The 17,611-nt window shown below is 70.8% G+C and carries 9 protein-coding genes and 2 pseudogenes; 3 read left to right on the top strand and 8 right to left on the bottom strand.

Going from position 1 to position 17,611, the window contains the following annotated elements; all coding sequences use genetic code 11:
- Positions 1 to 691 precede the first annotated feature (691 nt).
- A pseudogene (locus tag Vse01_RS29875) lies at positions 692 to 1,099 on the bottom strand (toxin glutamine deamidase domain-containing protein); the annotation flags it as partial.
- Positions 1,100 to 1,342: 243 nt separating this feature from the next.
- Between Vse01_RS29875 and Vse01_RS29870 the strand changes: the two are divergent.
- Positions 1,343 to 2,080, top strand: a complete 738-nt coding sequence (locus tag Vse01_RS29870) for a hypothetical protein (protein WP_093411209.1) — start codon at positions 1,343 to 1,345, stop codon at positions 2,078 to 2,080.
- 2,555 nt (positions 2,081 to 4,635) lie between these two features.
- Here Vse01_RS29870 and Vse01_RS29960 read toward each other — a convergent pair.
- The 4 genes and pseudogenes from Vse01_RS29960 to Vse01_RS24105 form a co-directional block, all read right to left on the bottom strand.
- Positions 4,636 to 4,926: an SUKH-4 family immunity protein gene (locus Vse01_RS29960; protein ID WP_093411212.1), complete on the bottom strand. Its 291-nt coding sequence runs from the start codon at positions 4,924 to 4,926 to the stop codon at positions 4,636 to 4,638.
- Positions 4,927 to 5,020: 94 nt separating this feature from the next.
- Positions 5,021 to 12,178: pseudogene (locus Vse01_RS29865) on the bottom strand (toxin glutamine deamidase domain-containing protein); the annotation flags it as partial.
- Between the two features lie 45 nt (positions 12,179 to 12,223).
- Complete coding sequence (locus tag Vse01_RS24110) at positions 12,224 to 12,571, bottom strand: hypothetical protein (RefSeq protein WP_093411127.1); 348 nt, start codon at positions 12,569 to 12,571, stop codon at positions 12,224 to 12,226.
- Positions 12,568 to 12,960, bottom strand: a complete 393-nt coding sequence (locus tag Vse01_RS24105) for a YbaB/EbfC family nucleoid-associated protein (protein ID WP_093411219.1) — start codon at positions 12,958 to 12,960, stop codon at positions 12,568 to 12,570. Before Vse01_RS24105 ends, Vse01_RS24110 begins: the two co-directional genes overlap by 4 nt.
- Before the next feature lie 187 nt (positions 12,961 to 13,147).
- Here Vse01_RS24105 and mycP point away from each other — a divergent pair, with 187 nt between their 5' ends.
- Positions 13,148 to 14,410 carry a type VII secretion-associated serine protease mycosin gene (mycP, locus tag Vse01_RS24100; protein WP_093411222.1) on the top strand — a complete coding sequence of 421 codons (1,263 nt, stop codon included), beginning with the start codon at positions 13,148 to 13,150 and terminating at the stop codon, positions 14,408 to 14,410.
- A gap of 97 nt (positions 14,411 to 14,507) precedes the next feature.
- Here mycP and Vse01_RS24095 read toward each other — a convergent pair whose 3' ends face one another.
- The 3 genes from Vse01_RS24095 to eccB all read right to left on the bottom strand — a co-directional run bounded on the left by Vse01_RS24095 (position 14,508) and on the right by eccB (position 16,727).
- A complete protein-coding gene (locus tag Vse01_RS24095; RefSeq protein WP_093411129.1) occupies positions 14,508 to 14,798 on the bottom strand; it encodes a WXG100 family type VII secretion target in 291 nt (96 codons plus the stop codon).
- Positions 14,799 to 14,813: 15 nt separating this feature from the next.
- Positions 14,814 to 15,143 (bottom strand): WXG100 family type VII secretion target, encoded by a 330-nt coding sequence (locus Vse01_RS24090; RefSeq protein WP_093411131.1) that lies wholly within the window; start codon positions 15,141 to 15,143, stop codon positions 14,814 to 14,816.
- Between the two features lie 156 nt (positions 15,144 to 15,299).
- Positions 15,300 to 16,727, bottom strand: a complete 1,428-nt coding sequence (gene eccB / locus Vse01_RS24085) for a type VII secretion protein EccB (RefSeq protein WP_093411133.1) — start codon at positions 16,725 to 16,727, stop codon at positions 15,300 to 15,302.
- Between the two features lie 141 nt (positions 16,728 to 16,868).
- Between eccB and Vse01_RS24080 the strand changes: the two genes are divergently transcribed.
- The gene (locus Vse01_RS24080; RefSeq protein WP_093411135.1) at positions 16,869 to 17,609 is read left to right on the top strand and encodes an SUKH-3 domain-containing protein; all 741 of its coding nucleotides are present in this window, start codon (positions 16,869 to 16,871) and stop codon (positions 17,607 to 17,609) included.
- The last annotated feature ends 2 nt before the right edge of the window (positions 17,610 to 17,611 follow it).

Below are 17,611 nucleotides of genomic sequence, written 5' to 3'. Positions count from 1 at the left end.
TCGCCGGAGGGTCGGTCAGCTCGATGCGTACCCGGTATGGGCCGTCGAGCGTATTCAGGGTGATGGTGCCGGCGCCCAGGTCGACACTCGCCCCGCTGGGCAACGGATCTGCCGTCAGTGCGGCTTCCACGGCGGACGAGGTACGCCCTGCGTCGGCGACGAGCAGCGCGCCGCCGAAGGTGGTACCGGCGGCAGCCCGCCGCAGATCGGGCCCGTCAGCAGCGGTCGCGGGGCCGGCAGCGCCCGGTCCCGGAGGGTCACCCGGGCCCGTGGGCCCGACGTCCCCAACCGCCCCGTCCGGTTGCGTCAGGCGGTCGGGTCCGCCTCGGGCCACACCTGCCGGCCCTTGATCCTGCCCTCGCGTCGCGCCTGCGCGTACTCCTCCATCACCCGACGCGGCGGCAGGCTGGAATGCACTGTGATCACTCCCGACCGGTCGATGATGTAGCTGCCCTGGCCCACGTGCATCCCCGAGGTCCGCTCCTGCTCCGAGAGTCTCTCCCGGGCCAGCCAGCCGAACTCGAACTCCCGAAGCACGATCGGATTCCCGGTTCGCAGCAGTCGGCTGATCAGCGTCAGCGCCTCGTCCTCGGTCAACTCGCCCCTCTCCGTCAGGCACCATCATCGCCCAGAGGGCGTGGGTTTCCCGCACATCGGCGGCCGGCATCTCCACCGACGTCGTCCCGGTCTGCGGATCCCACCACACCGGCGCGTCGGCGCCCGCCGGAAAGACGATCACGAAGGCGTGCGAGCTGTCGACCTCGGGCCGGCCAGCCTCGTCGAGCACGACGTTTCCGGCCGCATCGAGGAGCAGCCAGTCCGCCACCACCAGCGCCGACGCTCCCGGGCCGGCATTCGCCACCTGCCGGTAAAGGTCCGCGTACTGGGCGGCGACCGCGTCCGTACGGGCGGACGGGTCCATCGGCAGGCTGCCGGGACCGCCGATCCATTCCCCGCCGATCCACGCTTCGGCGCGCTCCGGTCCGCCCCGCTCGCCGGTGACGCGGTCGATCGAGCCGTCGTCGAACCGGTCCGCCCATCGCGGTACGGACACCTGCGGGTCGCCGTGGAAGCTGGCCAGTGCCGCCAGCGACGAGTCGATGCAGTTGTTGGCGCGGCCAGGCTGCTCCGGTCCGCCGTCGTTCACCAGTCGCCCGTACGGATGGGTCGACGGGTCCGCGAAGATCGCGTACCCCTGCGGGGTCTCAAGGCTCGCCGCGAGATCGTCCTGGAAGCGTGGATCCTCCAGCGGCGCCAGCTCACCAGGCCCGAACCGGCGGCTCTCCGGCAATGACGGGGCGGGGGTGGTGGTGAGCGCGCCATCCGTCGATACGCTGCCGTCATGGCCACGCCCGCCGACCTCTACGCCGCCATCCTCGCCCATCCCGACGACCTCGACCTGCGGCGACGCTACGCCGACGCCGTCGGCACCACCGACCCCGAGCACGCCGAGCTGATCCGCCTCGACCTCGACGGAATCCGCAACACCCGGGAGGTGATGCTCCTGCACCGGCGACTCCGCCAGCGGCTCGCCGCCGGCGTCACGCACCTGCTCGTCGACTGGCGGATCCGCAACGGCCTGATCGAATCGGTCACCATGACCGCCCGTGCCTTCATCGACCACAGCGAGCAGGTCTGGGCCCACCATCCCGTCCGCCATCTGGTCCTGGTCGAAGCCGCCGGCCTCATGACGGACGTCGCCCAGGTCGCCGGTCTCGACCGCCTGATCGCCCTCGATCTGCGGGGGAACCCGATCGGCGACGACGGGCTCGCCGCGCTCGTCGACTCCCCGCACCTGCGCCGACTTCGCTGGTTGGGCCTGGCCCGCTGCGGCATCGGACCGGCCGGGGCCGAGGCCCTCGCCGCCACCGGTAACCTGCCCGACCTGCGCTACGTCGACCTGCGACGCAACCCCGTCGAGGTCACCGCCCAGGGATACGGGCAGGACATCGACGGCAAGCCCATCTCGGTCGAGATGCCCCCGCTCGGGCGGGAACTGATCGCCCGGTACGGAGCCCTGCCCTGGCTGGACGTCCAATGGGGATGGCGCTGGCTCGGTGTCGGGTGGGAGGAGGTCTGAGGCGTCCGGCTCGGACGGGAAACCAGGGGTGGTCGGACCGTCACCTGGTGCGGCCGGCGGCGCCGGCCGGTTGGCCTCGGCGATCCGTTGAGCATGGAACCGGATGCTGGGCGCTATTCCCCGAGAGTCGGCCGGCAGCGCCCCGGCCTGACGGCGGATCGCCTCCCCCACCGTCTCGTCGACCCTGCCGAGCACCGGCCCAGCCACACTTGCCGCGCCCAGAATGCGTAGCTGACCACTGCCGTCGTGAAGTCCCAGCACATCGGCGACGCCTACCGGATCGGTCGCCGGCCCTTCGATAGGGGCGAGGTCGAGGTCGGGAAGCAGGCCGGCGACGCCGCCCGGGAAATCGGCCGCCTGCCCGATCGAGAGCACCACCCGGTCGTACGTCTGCCGGCTGCCGTCGGTGAACTCCACAAGGAAGCCACCGTCGACGGTGTGCCGGAGGCTGACGATCTCCCGCAGCGATCGATCGACCTGGCTCTGCACCGTCTCGGCGTAGGCACCGACGTCGGGCAGCGTGTTCCGCCGGTTGTAGCCACCGCCGAAGCTGTGCCGCAGGCGTGCCTCGGCGTCCTGATCCGGGTCACCGGTGAGCTGGTCGGGCGGCGGGTCCATGGCGCGGGCCGACCAGTCGACGCTCGCGGCGGGCGACGCCACTGCCTGCTCGATGTCCCACGCGCCGGAGGCACCCGCGCCGAAGACGAGTACCCGGTCACCGGGACGGTACGCGTCGGCGAGGTTCTGCCCACCGAAGTCGACAGGCGGCGCGGACGGCCGGGGATCACTGAACGATCCGTCCGGAGCGAAGCCCAGCCGGGCCCCGACCTCGGCCGGCACGGTACCGGCATCCACCGGCGTACCGTCGGGGTCGAGAACCTGACCGGTGGTGACGTCCACGGCGTAGCCGGACGTCGGGTCGACCACCAGTGGATCGGTGGGTCGCCCGGTCAGATCCGCGAGCAGCGGCAGATCCGACCGGCTGGCGCCGGGGCCACCGAGAACGGCTCGTACGGGCGGTGGCACGCTCTCCGGTGCGATCGGGTTGCCGTCCGGGTCCCGGAACAGCGGTGTGCTGCCGGAACGGTCGACCCGGTAGCCGGTGGTCGGGTCGACGTAGCTGCCGGTGGCGTCGGCCGGCACGCTCGGCACCCGCGACGGTCCCGGCCCGCTGGCGATGTCGACGGAGGTGGTGTAGATGTCCCGGCCGTTGACTGTCACCCGGAAGTTGGCGCCGTCGGGCCAGCCCGTGCCGTCGGCCGGTCGGGGCGTGATCGAGGTGGCGGTGCCCTGGTAGGTCGGCATGCCGGAGAGCGCCCGCGCCGCGCCCACCGCGTCGGCGAAAACGTCGGAGGGGGTGAACTGGGTGCCCTCCTCGGCCAGGTCGCCCGGCTGGAACGGCAGGCCAGGCAGCTCCAGCTCCGACGGGATCTGTCCCATCAGCAGCGCCTGGCGTTCCGCCCACGGGTCGTGTCCCTGCGAGATGCAGAGCACCGGCGGCAGGCCGTGGCCAGCGTCCGCAGCGGCGCCCATGGTGACGAAATCGGCGGTCGCGGCCCAGCCACCACCGATCACGAGCCGGTCGAAGACATGGTCAGGCGCCACACCCAGGGTGGCGTCCACCCTGGCGGTAAGTGTGAGGTCGGCCTGATCACGCAGCTCGGTGGCCTGTTGCGCCCAGGCACGCGCCTCGGCGCGGACAGCCGACTGGGCCGCCCGGATGTCCGCCACGAGCTGCTGCCCGTCGCTGTGCGCGAGCCCGATCAGGCTTTCCACCTCGGCGGCGAGCGGGCCCAGGTGATGGTGGATCAGGTCGAGGCGGGCGCGAGCCGCCTCCGGCCCCACGACCGGCGTGTTGCTGCCGAGCCCGTGCACGAGGTGCGCCGGTTCCTGTTCGAGGAGGCCGGAGGCGACGAGCAGGCTCAGCGCCTCGGCGCGGAGTTGCCCGGCGGTTCCCGGATCGTTGGCGGTGGAGCTGTCGGCGAGCACCACCCGCAGCTCAGCCAGCCGGCCGATGTCACGCGCGGTCAGCACGCGGGTGCCGTCGCCCTCCGGCCGGGCGCCCTCGGCGAGTGCGGTGGTGGCGTCGAACCGCAGTCCTTCGGCCCGTTGCTGGGCGAGCGTGTCCACTTCGGCGAGTGCCGCCGCCACCGCCCGCCGGACGTGATCCGGGTGGGCGCTCGTCGACACCTGTACGACGGCCCCGTCGCTGGTGTAGCGGATGGCGGCCACCGGCGCGACCGACGCGTCCGCTGCGGCCGGGGTCAACTCGACGCGTACCGGATAGGGGCCGTCGAGGGTGGCCAGGGTGACCGTGGCGGCGGCCGGGTCGGCACTGGCCCCGTCCGGCAGTGGCCCTGTGGTCAGGGCCGCCTCGACGGCGATTCTGGTACGCCCGGGGTCGGCGTCGAGCAGCGCGCCACCGAAGGTCGTACCGGCTGCCGCCTGCCGCAGGTCGGGGCCGTCTGGGTCGGCTGCGGGCCTGGAGTCGCCCGGTGGCGGCGGGCCGTCCACACCTGATGGCGCGGCGTCCCCGGCCGTTCCGACCGGCGGCGTCAGGCCGTCGGTTCCTCCGTCGGCCAGACCTGTCGACCCGTCATCCGGCCCTCTTGGCGGGCCTGCGTGTACTCCGTGATCAGCAGCGGTACCGGCAGACTCATCTGAACTGTGATCACTCCCGTCCGGTCGATGATGTAGCTCCCGTGGCCCAGTTGCCTGCCCTCCGCCCGTTCCTGTGGTGACAGCTGCTCCTTCGCCAGCCAGCCGAACTCGAACGGATGCAGCTCGATCTCGTTCGCCGTGCCCAGCAGGCGTCTGATCAGCGTCAGCGCCTCGTCCTCCGTCATCCGAAACCCTTTCCGCCATGGTCTCCATCGACCACAGCGCATACGTCTGCGACAGGTACGCGGCCGGGGGCTGCGGCCACGTCGTCCCTCGTTGCGGATCCCACCAGACCGGTCCGTCGGCGCCCTCCGGAAACACCACGACGAAGGCGTGCGAGTCCTGAAGCTGGACCTGGCCCCGGTCGAGGACGAGTTCCCCGGTGCGGGGATCTGTCCTGACCCATTCGGCCACGACGAGGGCCGCCGAGCCCGGACCGGCCGCCGCGACACGCTGATGAAGCTGCGCATACTGCTCGGCGACTGCCGCAGCGCGCTCGGCCGGGGTCGTGGGCAGCCCTTCCGATCCGCCGGACCAGTCGACGCCGAGCCATTCCTCGGCTCGGTCGAGCCCGCTCGCCTCGCCGGTGACGGTCTCGATCGAACCGTCCGGGCGGACGTCCGGCCAGCGGGGGAAGGACACCCGCGGGTCTCCGAAGAAGCTGGACAGCGCCGAGAGCGCGGAGTCCAGGCAGTTGTTGGCGCGCCCCGGCTGGCTCGGGCCACCGTCGTTGACCAACCGCCCGTACGGGTGGGTGGACGGGTCCGCGAACAGGACGTACCCGTCGGGCGTACGAAGGCTCTGCTCGACGTCCCACTGGTAACCCGGATCCTCCAACGGTGCCAGCTCACCCGGCCCGAGCCGCCGGGTCTGCGCCAACCCGTGATCGGTGTCGAGCGGCACCGACGACGGAACACTCGGCACATCCGGCGAACCCGGGCCAACGTCACCCAACGCTGCCGGGCCGCTCTGGGCACCTGGGACGGCCGCGGTCAGCCCCCCGAGCGGCAGATCTCCGTCAGCTCGTCCTCCGTCGGCAACGGCACCGTCGCGAAGTGCGCCACCTGGCGCTCGGCCGTCGCCCGGTCGACCTGCTGGATCTCGTGGCGTTCCGGATTCGCCCACAGGATCGCCGCTGCCACGTCCGGCCGGAACGTCCACGCTCGCTTCGGTCGATCCCAGATCACCGCCTGGGTCGGCCCGGTGCTGTCCGCCTCCACGATCAGGTTCACCGGCGGGCCGTCCGGATCCTCCGGTCTCCGGAGGAGGAAGTAGCCGAACGTCAGCGCTGCCATGCACGCCCCCCATCAGGTCAGGGTCCAGACCCGGCAGGTCGGACGCGGCCAATCCTCGCGCGGCGAGCACGTCGGCGAACGTCAGGCCCTGCTGCCCGAGCCAGTCGAGGTACGACTCCCGGATACTCGCCTGCCGGGGCGACGCCATCCACTTGGCGAAGCTGGTGTCCTTCGGCGTGTCGAACCGGGCGCTGTCCATGCCCCCCGGCATGCTCGCCGCGATGCCGTTGGCCTTGTTGACGGCCAGGATGTCGAGGAACGCGTGTACGCGGGCGGCCGGCGACTGCGCCGGGTCACGCATCACCTCGTACTGGTCATGGGTCTGTTTGCCGACGTTGTAGCTGGTGTCGGTCGGGAACTGCAGCTCGAAGGTACGCCCGGACGGTGCGGTGAGCGTGCAGTTCAGGCCGAAGAAGCGATTTCCGGGGTGCCAGAAGTTCTTCAGGTCGGTGACCTGGTAGCCCTGGGCCTCCAACGAGGTGAGGAGCGCATCCACCGCCGGCCCGTACGCCTCGGACTCCGGTCCCCGCACCGAGAACCGCACCACGTCGTTGACGGTGTCCAGCGCCGAACCGATGTCGTACCCGAGAGGCTCCAGCTCGGTGCGGAACTTGCGAGCCAAGGACTCGGCGCCCTTGACCCGGTGCTGCTCGCCGAGGGTGCTGAGCGCGTCGGCGCCGGTCAGTCCGAGCTGCGCGTTCACCTCGGCGTTGACGCTCTGCAGGTCGGCCAGGATCTGGTCGGCCTCAATCTGGGCCTCGGTCAGCGCGTCGAGCAGAGCGGCCTGGTCGGTGTCCGGCAGCCCGTCCAGGTAGGGACTGTCAGGTGCGGCGTCGGAGTCGTTCAGTCCGTCGGATCCGGGGCCGGCCAGACCTGCCGGCCGGTGATCCGGCCCTCCCGGCGGGCCGCCGCGTACCGTTTCATGATCAACGGTGGTGGCAGGCTGGGATGCACCGTCACTACTCCCGTCTGGTCGATGATGAAGACCCCCTGACCCAGTTGCCGGCCCTGCGTCCGCTGCTGCGGGGAGAGCGTCTCCTGGGCTGCCCAGCCGAACTCGAACGGGAACACCGCCACCGGGTTGTCCGTCCCCAGCAGCCTGGTCATCAGTTGCCGGGCTTCCTCCCTGCTCATCGGCATGGGCGGGCTGCACCTCCATCGACCACAGGTTGTGCGTCAGTCCAACATAGTCGCCGGGCAGCGGATCGGTGGTGGTGCTGCCGAACTGCGGATCCCACCACACCGGCCCGTCCGCGCCTTCCGGAAAGACAAGCAGGAAGACGTGCTCACCGGCGGGCTGCGTGTTGCCCTCGGCGTCGAGCAGCGGGTCCCCGGTGTTCTCGTCGAACTGGATCCAGTCGACGGCGATGACCGCTGCCGCGCCCGGGCCCGCGTCGAGAACCCGCTGGTACAGCTGCTCATACTGGTCGGCGAGTGCGGCCGAACGCTCGGCGGGCGTACCCGGTAGGGCGTCGTTGTCGCCGGTCCACTGGCCGCCGATCCAACTCTCGATCCGGCCGAAGCCGTTCAACTCACCGAGCGTGGTGTCGACCGTCCCGTCGTCGAGCCGGTCCGGCCAACGCGGATGAGAGACCTGCGGATCCCCGTAGAAGCTGGCCAGCGCCGCGAGGATCGTGTCGACACAGTTGTTGGCCCGGCCAGGCTGGTCCGGCCCGCCATCGTTGATCAACTGACCGTACGGGTGGGTCGAGGGGTCGGCGTAGACCTCGTACCCCTCCGGGGTCCGCAGGCTGTCCTCGACATCGTCCTGGTACTGCGGATCCTCAAGTGGCGCCAACTGGTCCGGCCCGAACTGGCGCGTGTCCGGCATAGGCCAGCCCTGCATGTCCGGCCAGACGGCCGGAGCGGGGTTCCCATCAACGTCCGGATCCGTGGTGCCCTCAAGGCCCGGGTCGGGATCACCCTCAGGATTCGGATCGCCCGGTGTCATGCCGGAGTCACGCGGGTCGGCCGGTGTCCCGGCGATGTCCGCGTCGGGCGGCGGTCCTTCCGGGCTGTTCGGGTCGATCGTCCCGTCGGAACTGTTCAGGTCGCCGCCCGGCGTACGGTCCGGGTTGTTCGGGTCGGCGACTGTGCCCGGCCGGCCGGTCGGGGAGTCATTCTGGTCCCGACCTCCCGTCGGCACGTCGGCGGTTGAGGCCGGCGGGACCGGCGCCGGCGTGCTGGCTTCGGGCACAGCGTTACTGATCGGATCGCCCTCGGCATCCAGCACGATCGACCAGACGCCGTCCACTCGGCCGGCGTGCAGTGGACCGCTGTCGGAGATCATCTGATTCTGACCGTCAAGCCAGATGATGGTGCCGTTGTGATTGACAGCATTCCAGGTGTGTGCGCCAGATCCGTCAGCCCAGCTGGTGACGATCAACGCCGCAGACCCCGGACCTGCCGCGCGGAGGGCCTCGGCGATCGCGTCCAGCCCAGATGTTCCGACACCCTGGTGGGCGAATGATGCTCCGAGTGCTCGCTCTTGCCGCCCGGTGCTGCCGGTCTCAACCGTCGTCGACGGCGCAGTTGCTGCGGCCACCTCTGGCCTACCGAACCAGGTAGACAGCACCGAAAGTCCGACGTCGGCGCAGTTGGTGTCCCGGCCAGGCACGGCTGGCCCACCGTCATTGATCAACCCGGTCCATTGGCCACGCGGATCCGGATGTACCAAAGGCCGCCCTGTCGCCTGATCGGCTGGAATGGCATCTTCCAGAGCCTGCTGGTCGATCGGGTCAGGCGGAACCAGGCCCTCGGGCTGCCCGTAGGGGCGGCTGTCGCTGAGCGGTGGGCCGACGCCAACCCCACCCGGTACAGGAGGTTGGTAAGCACTAACGTCCCGATCCGGGTCCGTTATGGGCTCGACGTTGAACTGCGGCAGAAAATGTGCGCAAGATCGGCACGGCGGTCGATAATGGCCGAGATCGTAGGTGACGCCGTCCGATCTAGCCTGTTTGACCTGGTGAGTAACGATCTTTGCGCCTTGCAGAGCATCCTGGGCGTACTGCTCGAAGGTGCCGGGCTCTCCGGCGTTCCGCCATTGCTGTTCCAGTAGGTAGAGCTGGTCGGAAACCAGGGCGACCTCGGCACACTTTCCGTGCCCGCCACCCACACCGTCGACAAGGGTCGCCGCGATGCGGTCCAGTGCGGCCTGGGCGAGCGGATGTACCCGGGGCTGTGTGGGCGGTTTCGTGCCTCGGTCGGTGGTCATGCTGGTGTGCGTGGTGATGCTGCCGTCGGGCATCAGCAGCGCACCGGCCATGCCGGGCTGCTTGCCCTTGGATATCGTTCCGGCCTTCACCTCTCGTCGGACAGTCTCGGCAAGCGTCCGTGACGCCTCGATCAGCGCGCGCTCGGCTTCGGGGCCGTTCGGATCACCGTCGACCGAGGTCGGAGCCAGTTGCCAGCTGTAGGTGCCGCGGCCGGTCGGCCCCTCGGACCGTTTGAGGGTCTGCGGGTCGACCGGGCCGGTCGCTGTCTCGGGACCGGGGTTTGTCGGCCCGCTCTGGAGGGTGCCGCTGCTGGTCGGCACCGGGATCACGACCGGCCCGTCGGTGCTCTGCTGCGCCTGGTCGGTCCGCTCAGGGTTCGGGTCCGCGGCCGTGTCCGTGCCGGCGGGGGGAGTGGCGTCGACAGGGGGCGTCGTCGGCTCGATGCCCGCGGTCTGTGCCGGCACCGTCGGGGTGAGCGGGTCTGCTGGCGCAGGTGTCGCGTCCGGCCGAGGCATGGACTGCGCCGGTTGGGCGGGCGTAGCCGGCTGTTGGGTAGGCCCGGCCTGCTGGGTGGGTCCGGCGGGCTGGGCCGGGTTCGTCGTGGTCGGGCCCGCAGCGGGCGCGAGGGAGATCGAGCCTGCCGTGTTCGCCGCTGTCGGATTGACCGCCGGCCCGACCGGCGTACCCCGGCCGGGTGTCGGTTGCGTGGTGTTGCCGGAGGGCTGCTGGGTGTTCGTGCCCGTGGTCGGTGTACTGCTCGTGGTCGGCGTCGAGGCGCTTGGGGTGTTCGCCACCTGCGGGCCGGTCGTGGCGGGTGTGCCGGTGGTGGGCGTCGGGTTCGTCGCGGTGGTCGGTCCCGTGGGCGCGGCCGTGCCGGGAGGAGTCCCTACCGCCGGGGCGGTTGGTGGCGCCGTCACCGGGGCTGTCGTACCCGGTAGGACGGTGGGTGGCGCATCCGGGGAGACGGACGGGCCAGCGGTGTCGACCGGCCCGGCGTCGGTGACGGCAGGCACCGGGCTGTCGGTCACCGTTGCACCGGTCCCGGTCGAGCTGTCGGCGGGCGGCGCGGCGGTCACGTCCGACGGTGCGCCCGTGACCAGCCCACCGTCGGCCCGGACCGTCGCCTCGCTCGTCGTCCGGTCGCTGACGCTGGTGTCGGTGTTCGTGCTGGTCCGGTCAGTGCCAGGTGATTCGGTGACCGGCGCACTCCGGCCGTCCGACCCGCCTCTCTGGTCGTTGGTGGCAGTGCCGCCGTCCCCGACGCTGTCGCTGACGGCCGGGGTGCCGTCCGGCGTCGTGGCCGCCACGTCGCCGGGCACTCCCACCGGGGTCCCGGTGGAGCCGTCGGTCAGCGACGGGTCGGCGACCGTCGCCGTGTCCCCGGTCGGCGCCCCGGCATCCGCTGCGGGTGCACCGGAACCATCGTTCGTCGGCGTCACCGAACCGTCCGCCGACGGAGGCGTGAGGCTGATCGAGCCCGCTCCGCTGTCGGGGACCGTGCCGGTGCCGTTCTGGCTCGTGCCGCCGCCCGTGTCGCTCGTCCCGGCACCGGAGGTACCGCCCGCGCCGTTGGAGGTGCCGGCACCGTCCGAGCCGGAGCCGCCGACACTCGTCCCGGCATTACCCCCGGAGGCGGCCGAACCGCCGTCCGACGCCGAGCCTGTGCCGCCACCGGTCGCGCCGGCACCCGACGTGGAGCCACTGCCGGTCGCGCCGGCACCGGCGCCGTTGGCGCCTCCACCGAGGTCACCCAGGCCACCGACGCCGCTTGCGTCTCCGACGCCGACGCCGGGACCGGTCCCGCCGACGGGGCCGGCATTCGGCGCGACGTCGAGCCCCATCCCGCCGAGGATCGCGTTCGTGCCCCGCGCCATCAGGTTGCCGGTGGCACCACCGGCGAGGGTCGCTCCGGTGCGGCCGGCACCGCTGGCGAAGCCGCCCAGGAACGCGTCCGCGCCCGGCATGGCCCACTGCCCGTTGATCGTGCCATTGGCGAGCACACTGGCGGCCGGCGAGATGATGGCGTTCTGGGCACCGGAGGCGAGGCTCGTGCTGCCCCAGCGGACCACGCCGCTGCCTCGGAAGGAGAGCTGGGAAGGGCTGAACGAGAACGGCATGCGGGGTGCCACTCGCCGGCCGGCCCAGTTCATGCCGGTGCCGAGTACCGCGCCGTAGGCGCCACCCACGCCAGCGGTGAGGGTCCGGTTGCCGTCCCACTGCCGCCGCGTGCCGGTGTGCATCTGGTACGCCTGGGCACCGACGTCGATGATCAGCTCCTCGCCGATCTCCTCCACCAACTCACGGCCGAGGCGATTGAGGCCCTGCCGGAATCCCTGGCTGGTGGCCATCTGGCCGAGCCGGGTGCCCGCCAGCCGCAGCGCGGCTCGCATTCCCGCCCGGGTCAACAGCTGCCGACCCATCTGAGCGATCAGTCGCCGGAAGGCGATCGTCACCGCCTGCCGGCCGCCAGCCAGGATGCCCGGGATGGCGCCGGCGGACACCCCGCCCAACCAGGCCATCAGGAGCGCGACGAAGACCGCGATGACTGTGATGATGACCGCGATCAGCACGGTCAGCTTCGCGTACTCGATCTCCAGAGCGGCCTGGTCGCAGCCGGCAGCGTACGCGGCGGAGATCTCCTGAATCAGTGGCAGGCCGGTGTTCGGGTCCACACCGATCTGGTTCCACAGTCCGCCGAACGCCTCGCCGGCGCCGCCGCCCCAGCTCTGCAGGATCCTCATGACCGCCGGATCGGCTTGGCCAAGTGTTTCGCTCACCGCGTCGGCCAACGCCTGCCACGCGTCGGCCAACTCCCGCATCCGGTCCTCGTCGCCGCTGGGCCAGGCCTCTCCGGCGCTCACCCAGCAGATGGCGTCCCAGACCCACGCGTACTCGCCCAGCGAGTTCCTGGGATTGGGTATCGCCACCCCTGAAGCCCCTCTGTCCGATGTCGACCCGTAGCGGGTGAGCTGCTACTTGTCGTCTCCGCCGAACAGCGTCTTGACCATGTCGTCGGTGTCGACCGTGCCCTCGACCGCCCCCTTGACGGTGGGCCCCAGCACCTCGACCAACGGCACCAGATCCGCGGCGAGGTCGAGCACCCGCTGCGCCGGCTGATCGTCACCACCGAGGTAGTTCTTGTTGAACTCGTTGCCCGGCTCGTCGTCACCCCAGGGACTCGGCCTGGCGGCGTTGAGAGTGTTGATCGTGGCGGCGACATTGCTCCAGGCCGCAGCCAACCGAGCACCGGCCGCGCCGAGCTCGTTGGCGCCCTCCAGGGCAGCGTCGGGCTTGACGAAGGTCTCGCGAAGGTCGCTCATCGTCTCTCCTCCCCGGGCAGATCGCTGTCCAACTGACGGAATATGCCGTCCAGATCATGATCGATGTACGCCTGGAACTGACTGTCCGGTACGAATGGACGGAGCAGCTTTTCGACCTCGGCCATGGCCTGCTCGGTAGCGCGCCGGATCGTCTCGGTGACCGTGGCGGAAAGCTCTTTCGAGTTGGGCCGGCGGTAGATACGCGGATCGAACTCGACCTTCGTCACCTGACCACGAGGACCGACCGTGACGGTCACCAGGCCGTCTTCGGAGGTGACGGTCGCCTTCACCGTCTTGATCTGCTGTTGCAGGTCGCCGACGCCGGAGCGCATCCGCTCGAACTGCGCCATCAGTTCGTCGGCACGGGCGCGCAGCGCCTGTACGTCCATGGCGTGTTCCTCCCCGCGCAGGTCCCATCCGCCGCCCACGCCCGGGCGTGACAACTCGACCATACTGAATGGGCACGACATCGGTGTGCCCGGTCTGGCGGCGGCCCGCCGCTAGGATGCAGCGGGACCGGTTGACGGGAGGCGTGCAGACATGTTCCGGGACCGTCCTGTCGCGACGTTTGCGCTGATGGGGACGCTGTTGACCACGGCTCTGACGATTCCCGTCGCGAGCCCGGCGGCTGCCGCACCGGCGATTTGCGATAATCCGAGCGATCCGGGAGAGGTCAACACCGAGACTCCCTGGCACCAGCGGTGGCTCGCCCCGCAGCGGGTGTGGCCGTTCAGCACCGGCACGGGAGTGCGGGTCGCGGTCGTCGACTCCGGCACGGACAGCAGTCACCCGCAGTTGGCCGGTCGGGTGGCCACCGGCTTCGACGCCCTGCGCGGCACGCCGGGGGGCGACGTGGACTGCGTGTCCCACGGCACCGCCGTGGCCAGCATCATCGCCGCTCGCCGCCAGGACGGAGTGGGCTTCCACGGTCTGGCGCCGGACGTCACGATCGTGCCGGTCCGGGTCAGTGAACGCAACGCGAACGAGGGCCCGGGCGCTGGCGGCGAGACCGTCACCGGGGCCGTCTTTGCGCAGGCCATCCGCCACGCGGTCGACGACGGTGCCGATGTCATCAACCTGTCGGTGACCTTGTACCAGCCGGATCCTGACGTTGAGCAGGCCGTCCGGTACGCGCTGGAGAAGGACGTCGTGCTGGTCGCCGCCGCCGGCAACCAGCACCAGGACGGTGCCCGCCCCGATCCGGTGCCCTACCCTGCGGCCTACGACGGCGTGATCGGCGTGGGCGCGATCGACCAGTATGGGGCCCGGATCCGGCAGTCCCAGATCGGGCCGTACGTGGACATCAGCGCTCCGGGCGGTGCGGTGGTGGCGGCGACCAGACTGGCCGGACACAACACCTACGACGGGACGAGTTTCGCCGCCCCGATGGTGAGTGCGACCGCCGCCCTGATCCGCGCGGCGGAGCCGAACCTGTCGGCCCGGGAAGTCACCAGACGCCTCCTGGCCACCGCCGATCCGGCCCGGGGCGACGCCACACGCGGCTACGGCAGCGGCGTGGTCAACCCGTACCGGGCGGTCACCGAACGACTGACCACCGGGGACCCGGTGGCCCAACCGCCCCTGCCCGAGGTGCCGTACGACGCAGCGGCGCAGGCCCGCGCGGACCGCTGGGCGGTCTTCGGCCGGCTGGCCCTCTGGATCGGCCTCGCGCTGGCCATGGTTGCGGTCGGTGTCGGGGTGCTGGCCACACTGCTACCGCGCGGCCGTCGCACCCGTTGGCGGCCCACCCGCCCGTCGGCACCGCCCCCGAGCGAGCCCGAGATCGACGAACCCGAGGAGGCTTTCTTCCGGGTACCCAATTCGATGCCGCGCGGTTGAGCGCGGCGTCGCCAGTCACCGGACGGCGAGTGCTTTCTTGCGGCGCAGACGGCGATGGCCCGGCGCGGGGCCGGGCCATCGGTGCTGCGATCTCGGTTCAGCCGCCGAACTTCGCGCGGTTCGCCGCCTCGCGGGCCTGCATCTTCGCGGCCGACTCACGAAGCGCCTTCTCGATCCGACCAAGCAGGTCACGAAGGTCGTTGGCGGCCGACTCCCACTCAGTCTGCCGCTGGAAGTACGCCTCCCGGGCGTCGCCGTCCCAGGTGGCCAGCAGCGGCGCGATGCCGGACTTGAGCCCGTCCAGCTCACCGGTCATGTTCCGGACCGCACCGCTGCAACTGTCGGCGGCGGCGTTCAGCCCGGCGAAGTTGTACCGAATCTCCGTCATGAGTCTTCTCCCCCGTCAGAGCTTCAGCGCCGCGGTGATCTGACCGGCGGTGGCACCCGCGCCATCCATGTCGGCCCGGATCTCCTCGTCGCTCACGTCGTAGTCCTTACCCGCAGACCCGACCGCCTCGGCGATCGCCCGCAGCGCGACGTTGAGGCGGGCCATGTCCTGGTCGAACCGCTCACGCACCTGCTGGAAGGAACCGGCACCAGCGCCCTTCCACTGGTCGTACAGCGGCGCGAGCTGGTCCATCAGCGAGTTGAGGTTGCCGGTGAGCCGATCGGCGACGGCATCGACGTCACCTTCGGTCTTCAGCATCAAGCCGGTGTCGGTGTTCATCGACATGGCGGAAGTCACCCCCGTCCTCAATTGATCGCCCCGACTCACCGGGGCGTCCTGTCAGTCGGTGCTCGCGCACCATCGTCGTACGAACGGTAACGGGTCGTGTCCAGCCCGCGCTAGACCGTTGCTCGACCCGCATTTCCATTGTGGCTGGTCAGGTCACTCCGGGTCGAGGGCGAGTTTCGCCGTCGTCGGGTCGAGTACCGGCCCGGCAGGCAGGCGGACCACCAAACTTGCAGGCAGCCGTACCGGCCGTACCTCCGAGTAGCCGAGAATGGCAGGTACGCCCTCGGACGCCAGTGGGTAACGGTGACCCAGGTCGGTGACCAGGTTCAGAGTTCCCGTCTCCTGGTCAGGGGAGGAGACCGCAGCGACCAGAACGCCGTGACCCGGCTCGATCACGACCCGGTCGGCGAGCGGGATCCCGTCACCCGTCTGCTCACCGGTGCGTACCGGCTCCCGAACCGGTTGGACCTGCGCGTCGAGCAGCAGTGTCGGTTCATCGGCGCCCGGTTGGTAGGCCGCGCAGATCGCCGGCTGGTCGCCGGCCAACCGAGCGATCTCCGGCCGCTGCTCCGGCGCGCGATGCCGCCCCTGGGCCGGCGCGGCTGCCTTGGGCGCCGAGGCGGCGGTACCGGCGGCCAGTTCGATCGGGTAGGGCCTCGCCTCTCCCGGGTACGCCAACTGGGTCTCCCCGTCGGCCATCACCACATCCGCCTGAAGTGGGGTGATCGGCGCCAGCCTCGTCCGTTCGGCGAGGTAGTACTGGCGGCTGCCGCCCTGGCTCTCCACCACGAAGACCTGGCCGACCCGGGCGTCCGGCAACGCCGTCGAGGGAGTCCCCCGGTCGGCCACCCGTCGAGGCGCGATCGGCTCTCCGGCCGGCAAGGCGTTCAGCCACGCCCCACCCACCTCCACCACTGGCTCGGCGCTCATGGTGAGACCCTCCAACACGATTTTCTCGCTGCGGATCTCGTACCGATGGTCACGCCAGACCAGATGCAGCCGATCAGTCTTGCGGTCGCGCACCAGCAGCGCGCTGTCACCCGGATCACGCCCGCCGCCGGGTGCCCGCCCGACGGTGAGCACGGTGGTGGCGACGATACCGCCGGCCGCGTTACGCGCCGGCTGGGTACAGAGGGTCCAGGGACCGTCCAGGATGCGGCCGGCCGGAGGCAGCGCGTCCGGAGCGAACGGGATGCCTATGCGCGGGCCACGCGGGGTGCCGACGAGCGAATTGCGCGAGACCGAGACGGTCGGTGCCGCTGTCTCCATGGCCAGCAGGGCAGACGCGTAGTTGAGCACCGGGTGCAGCCGTCCCTCCCGGTACAGATAGCGGGTACCGGTCTCCTTCTCCAGGATGACCGCACCGCCCTCCTTCCACTTGGTTGCGCCGCCGGGACGCAGCAGTCCGTACACTCCCACAGCGGCCAGGCAGAGCACGGCCACCATGATGCTGGCGAAGCCGGCACCACCGAGCCGGCGGAAAGGTGCCGCCTCCGGATCGGGCTCGCGCGCCACCAGCGCGGAGGTCATCCGCTGCACGAAGAACTGGTACGACTGAACCTGGTCCCGCCGCGACGGCATGGCACCCCTCCCCTGGCGTACGCCGGCACGGTCACGAACTCCGGACCGCGGTGCCTACCATAGGCACGGCGTCGAGCCGACCGGTGCCCGCATCCGGAGTCGGCCTGCGTAACCGACGACGGCAGCCCGAGGAGTCCTTCGATGATCAGCCGCGACGAGGCCCTGGCCATCGCCCGCGAATGGGCCGACGAGCGCCGGGTTGCATTCGACGTGACCCTGTTCGAGTTCGACCTCGGTTACGTCGCCTGCCTCGTCGAACCGGTCGCCGCCGCGACCGACGGTCCGCCCCTACCGCCCCCGGCCACCGGTTACCCCCGAGCCGTCATCGACCGAGAGAGCGGCGAGGTCTCCCAATGGCCCTCACTGCCGTGGCAGACCATCGCCGAGCGGTACGCGCAACGCCGCGCCGCCGAGGGGCGCTTCCCTCCCGACGTGCGGCACGTGCTGGAGCAGGCCGGTTGGTTTCCTGGCCGTGATGCCAGCGCGGCGGTCGACCACTGGATGGTCCGCTTCGCCGACGAACTCGCCGGACTGGAATGCCCACCCGTCGCACGTGCTGCGCTTGTGGAATTCGGCGGCCTACGGCTGCCTCAGTTCGGTCGGAGCGGCCGTCCGGGCGGCGGCTTCATGAGCTTCATCCACCCCACTCGTGGTGGGGTGGTCACGGACGCGGCCCGAGACTTCGCCGAGGAGTTCGACAACCCGGTCTACCCGATCGGCAACAACGAGGACGGACCGTCCGAACTGGTCGCCGACGCGCAGGGGCGGGTGTTCATGCTGCACTGGGCCGATTACTTCTTCGTCGGCCCGGATATCGACTCCGCCATCGTCAAGCTGATCCGGGGCGGCCCGATGGCTGAGGCCAGCGACCGCGACTGGTGACG

Origin of the sequence: Micromonospora sediminimaris, from assembly GCF_016863575.1 — a bacterium.
Lineage (GTDB): Bacteria > Actinomycetota > Actinomycetes > Mycobacteriales > Micromonosporaceae > Micromonospora > Micromonospora sediminimaris.
This window is presented reverse-complemented; position numbering and strand designations above follow the sequence as displayed.

Bases quoted from the DNA above. Each gene is read 5' to 3' on its own strand.
- eccB (WP_093411133.1), bottom strand. From the start codon at position 16,727: ATGCCGTCGCGGCGGGACCAGGTTCAGTCGTACCAGTTCTTCGTGCAG.
- Vse01_RS29870 (WP_093411209.1), top strand. From the start codon at position 1,343: ATGGCCACGCCCGCCGACCTCTACGCCGCCATCCTCGCCCATCCCGAC.
- mycP (WP_093411222.1), top strand. From the start codon at position 13,148: ATGGGGACGCTGTTGACCACGGCTCTGACGATTCCCGTCGCGAGCCCG.
- Vse01_RS24090 (WP_093411131.1), bottom strand. From the start codon at position 15,143: ATGTCGATGAACACCGACACCGGCTTGATGCTGAAGACCGAAGGTGAC.
- Vse01_RS24110 (WP_093411127.1), bottom strand. From the start codon at position 12,571: ATGAGCGACCTTCGCGAGACCTTCGTCAAGCCCGACGCTGCCCTGGAG.
- Vse01_RS29960 (WP_093411212.1), bottom strand. From the start codon at position 4,926: ATGACGGAGGACGAGGCGCTGACGCTGATCAGACGCCTGCTGGGCACG.
- Vse01_RS24080 (WP_093411135.1), top strand. From the start codon at position 16,869: ATGATCAGCCGCGACGAGGCCCTGGCCATCGCCCGCGAATGGGCCGAC.
- Vse01_RS24105 (WP_093411219.1), bottom strand. From the start codon at position 12,960: ATGGACGTACAGGCGCTGCGCGCCCGTGCCGACGAACTGATGGCGCAG.
- Vse01_RS24095 (WP_093411129.1), bottom strand. From the start codon at position 14,798: ATGACGGAGATTCGGTACAACTTCGCCGGGCTGAACGCCGCCGCCGAC.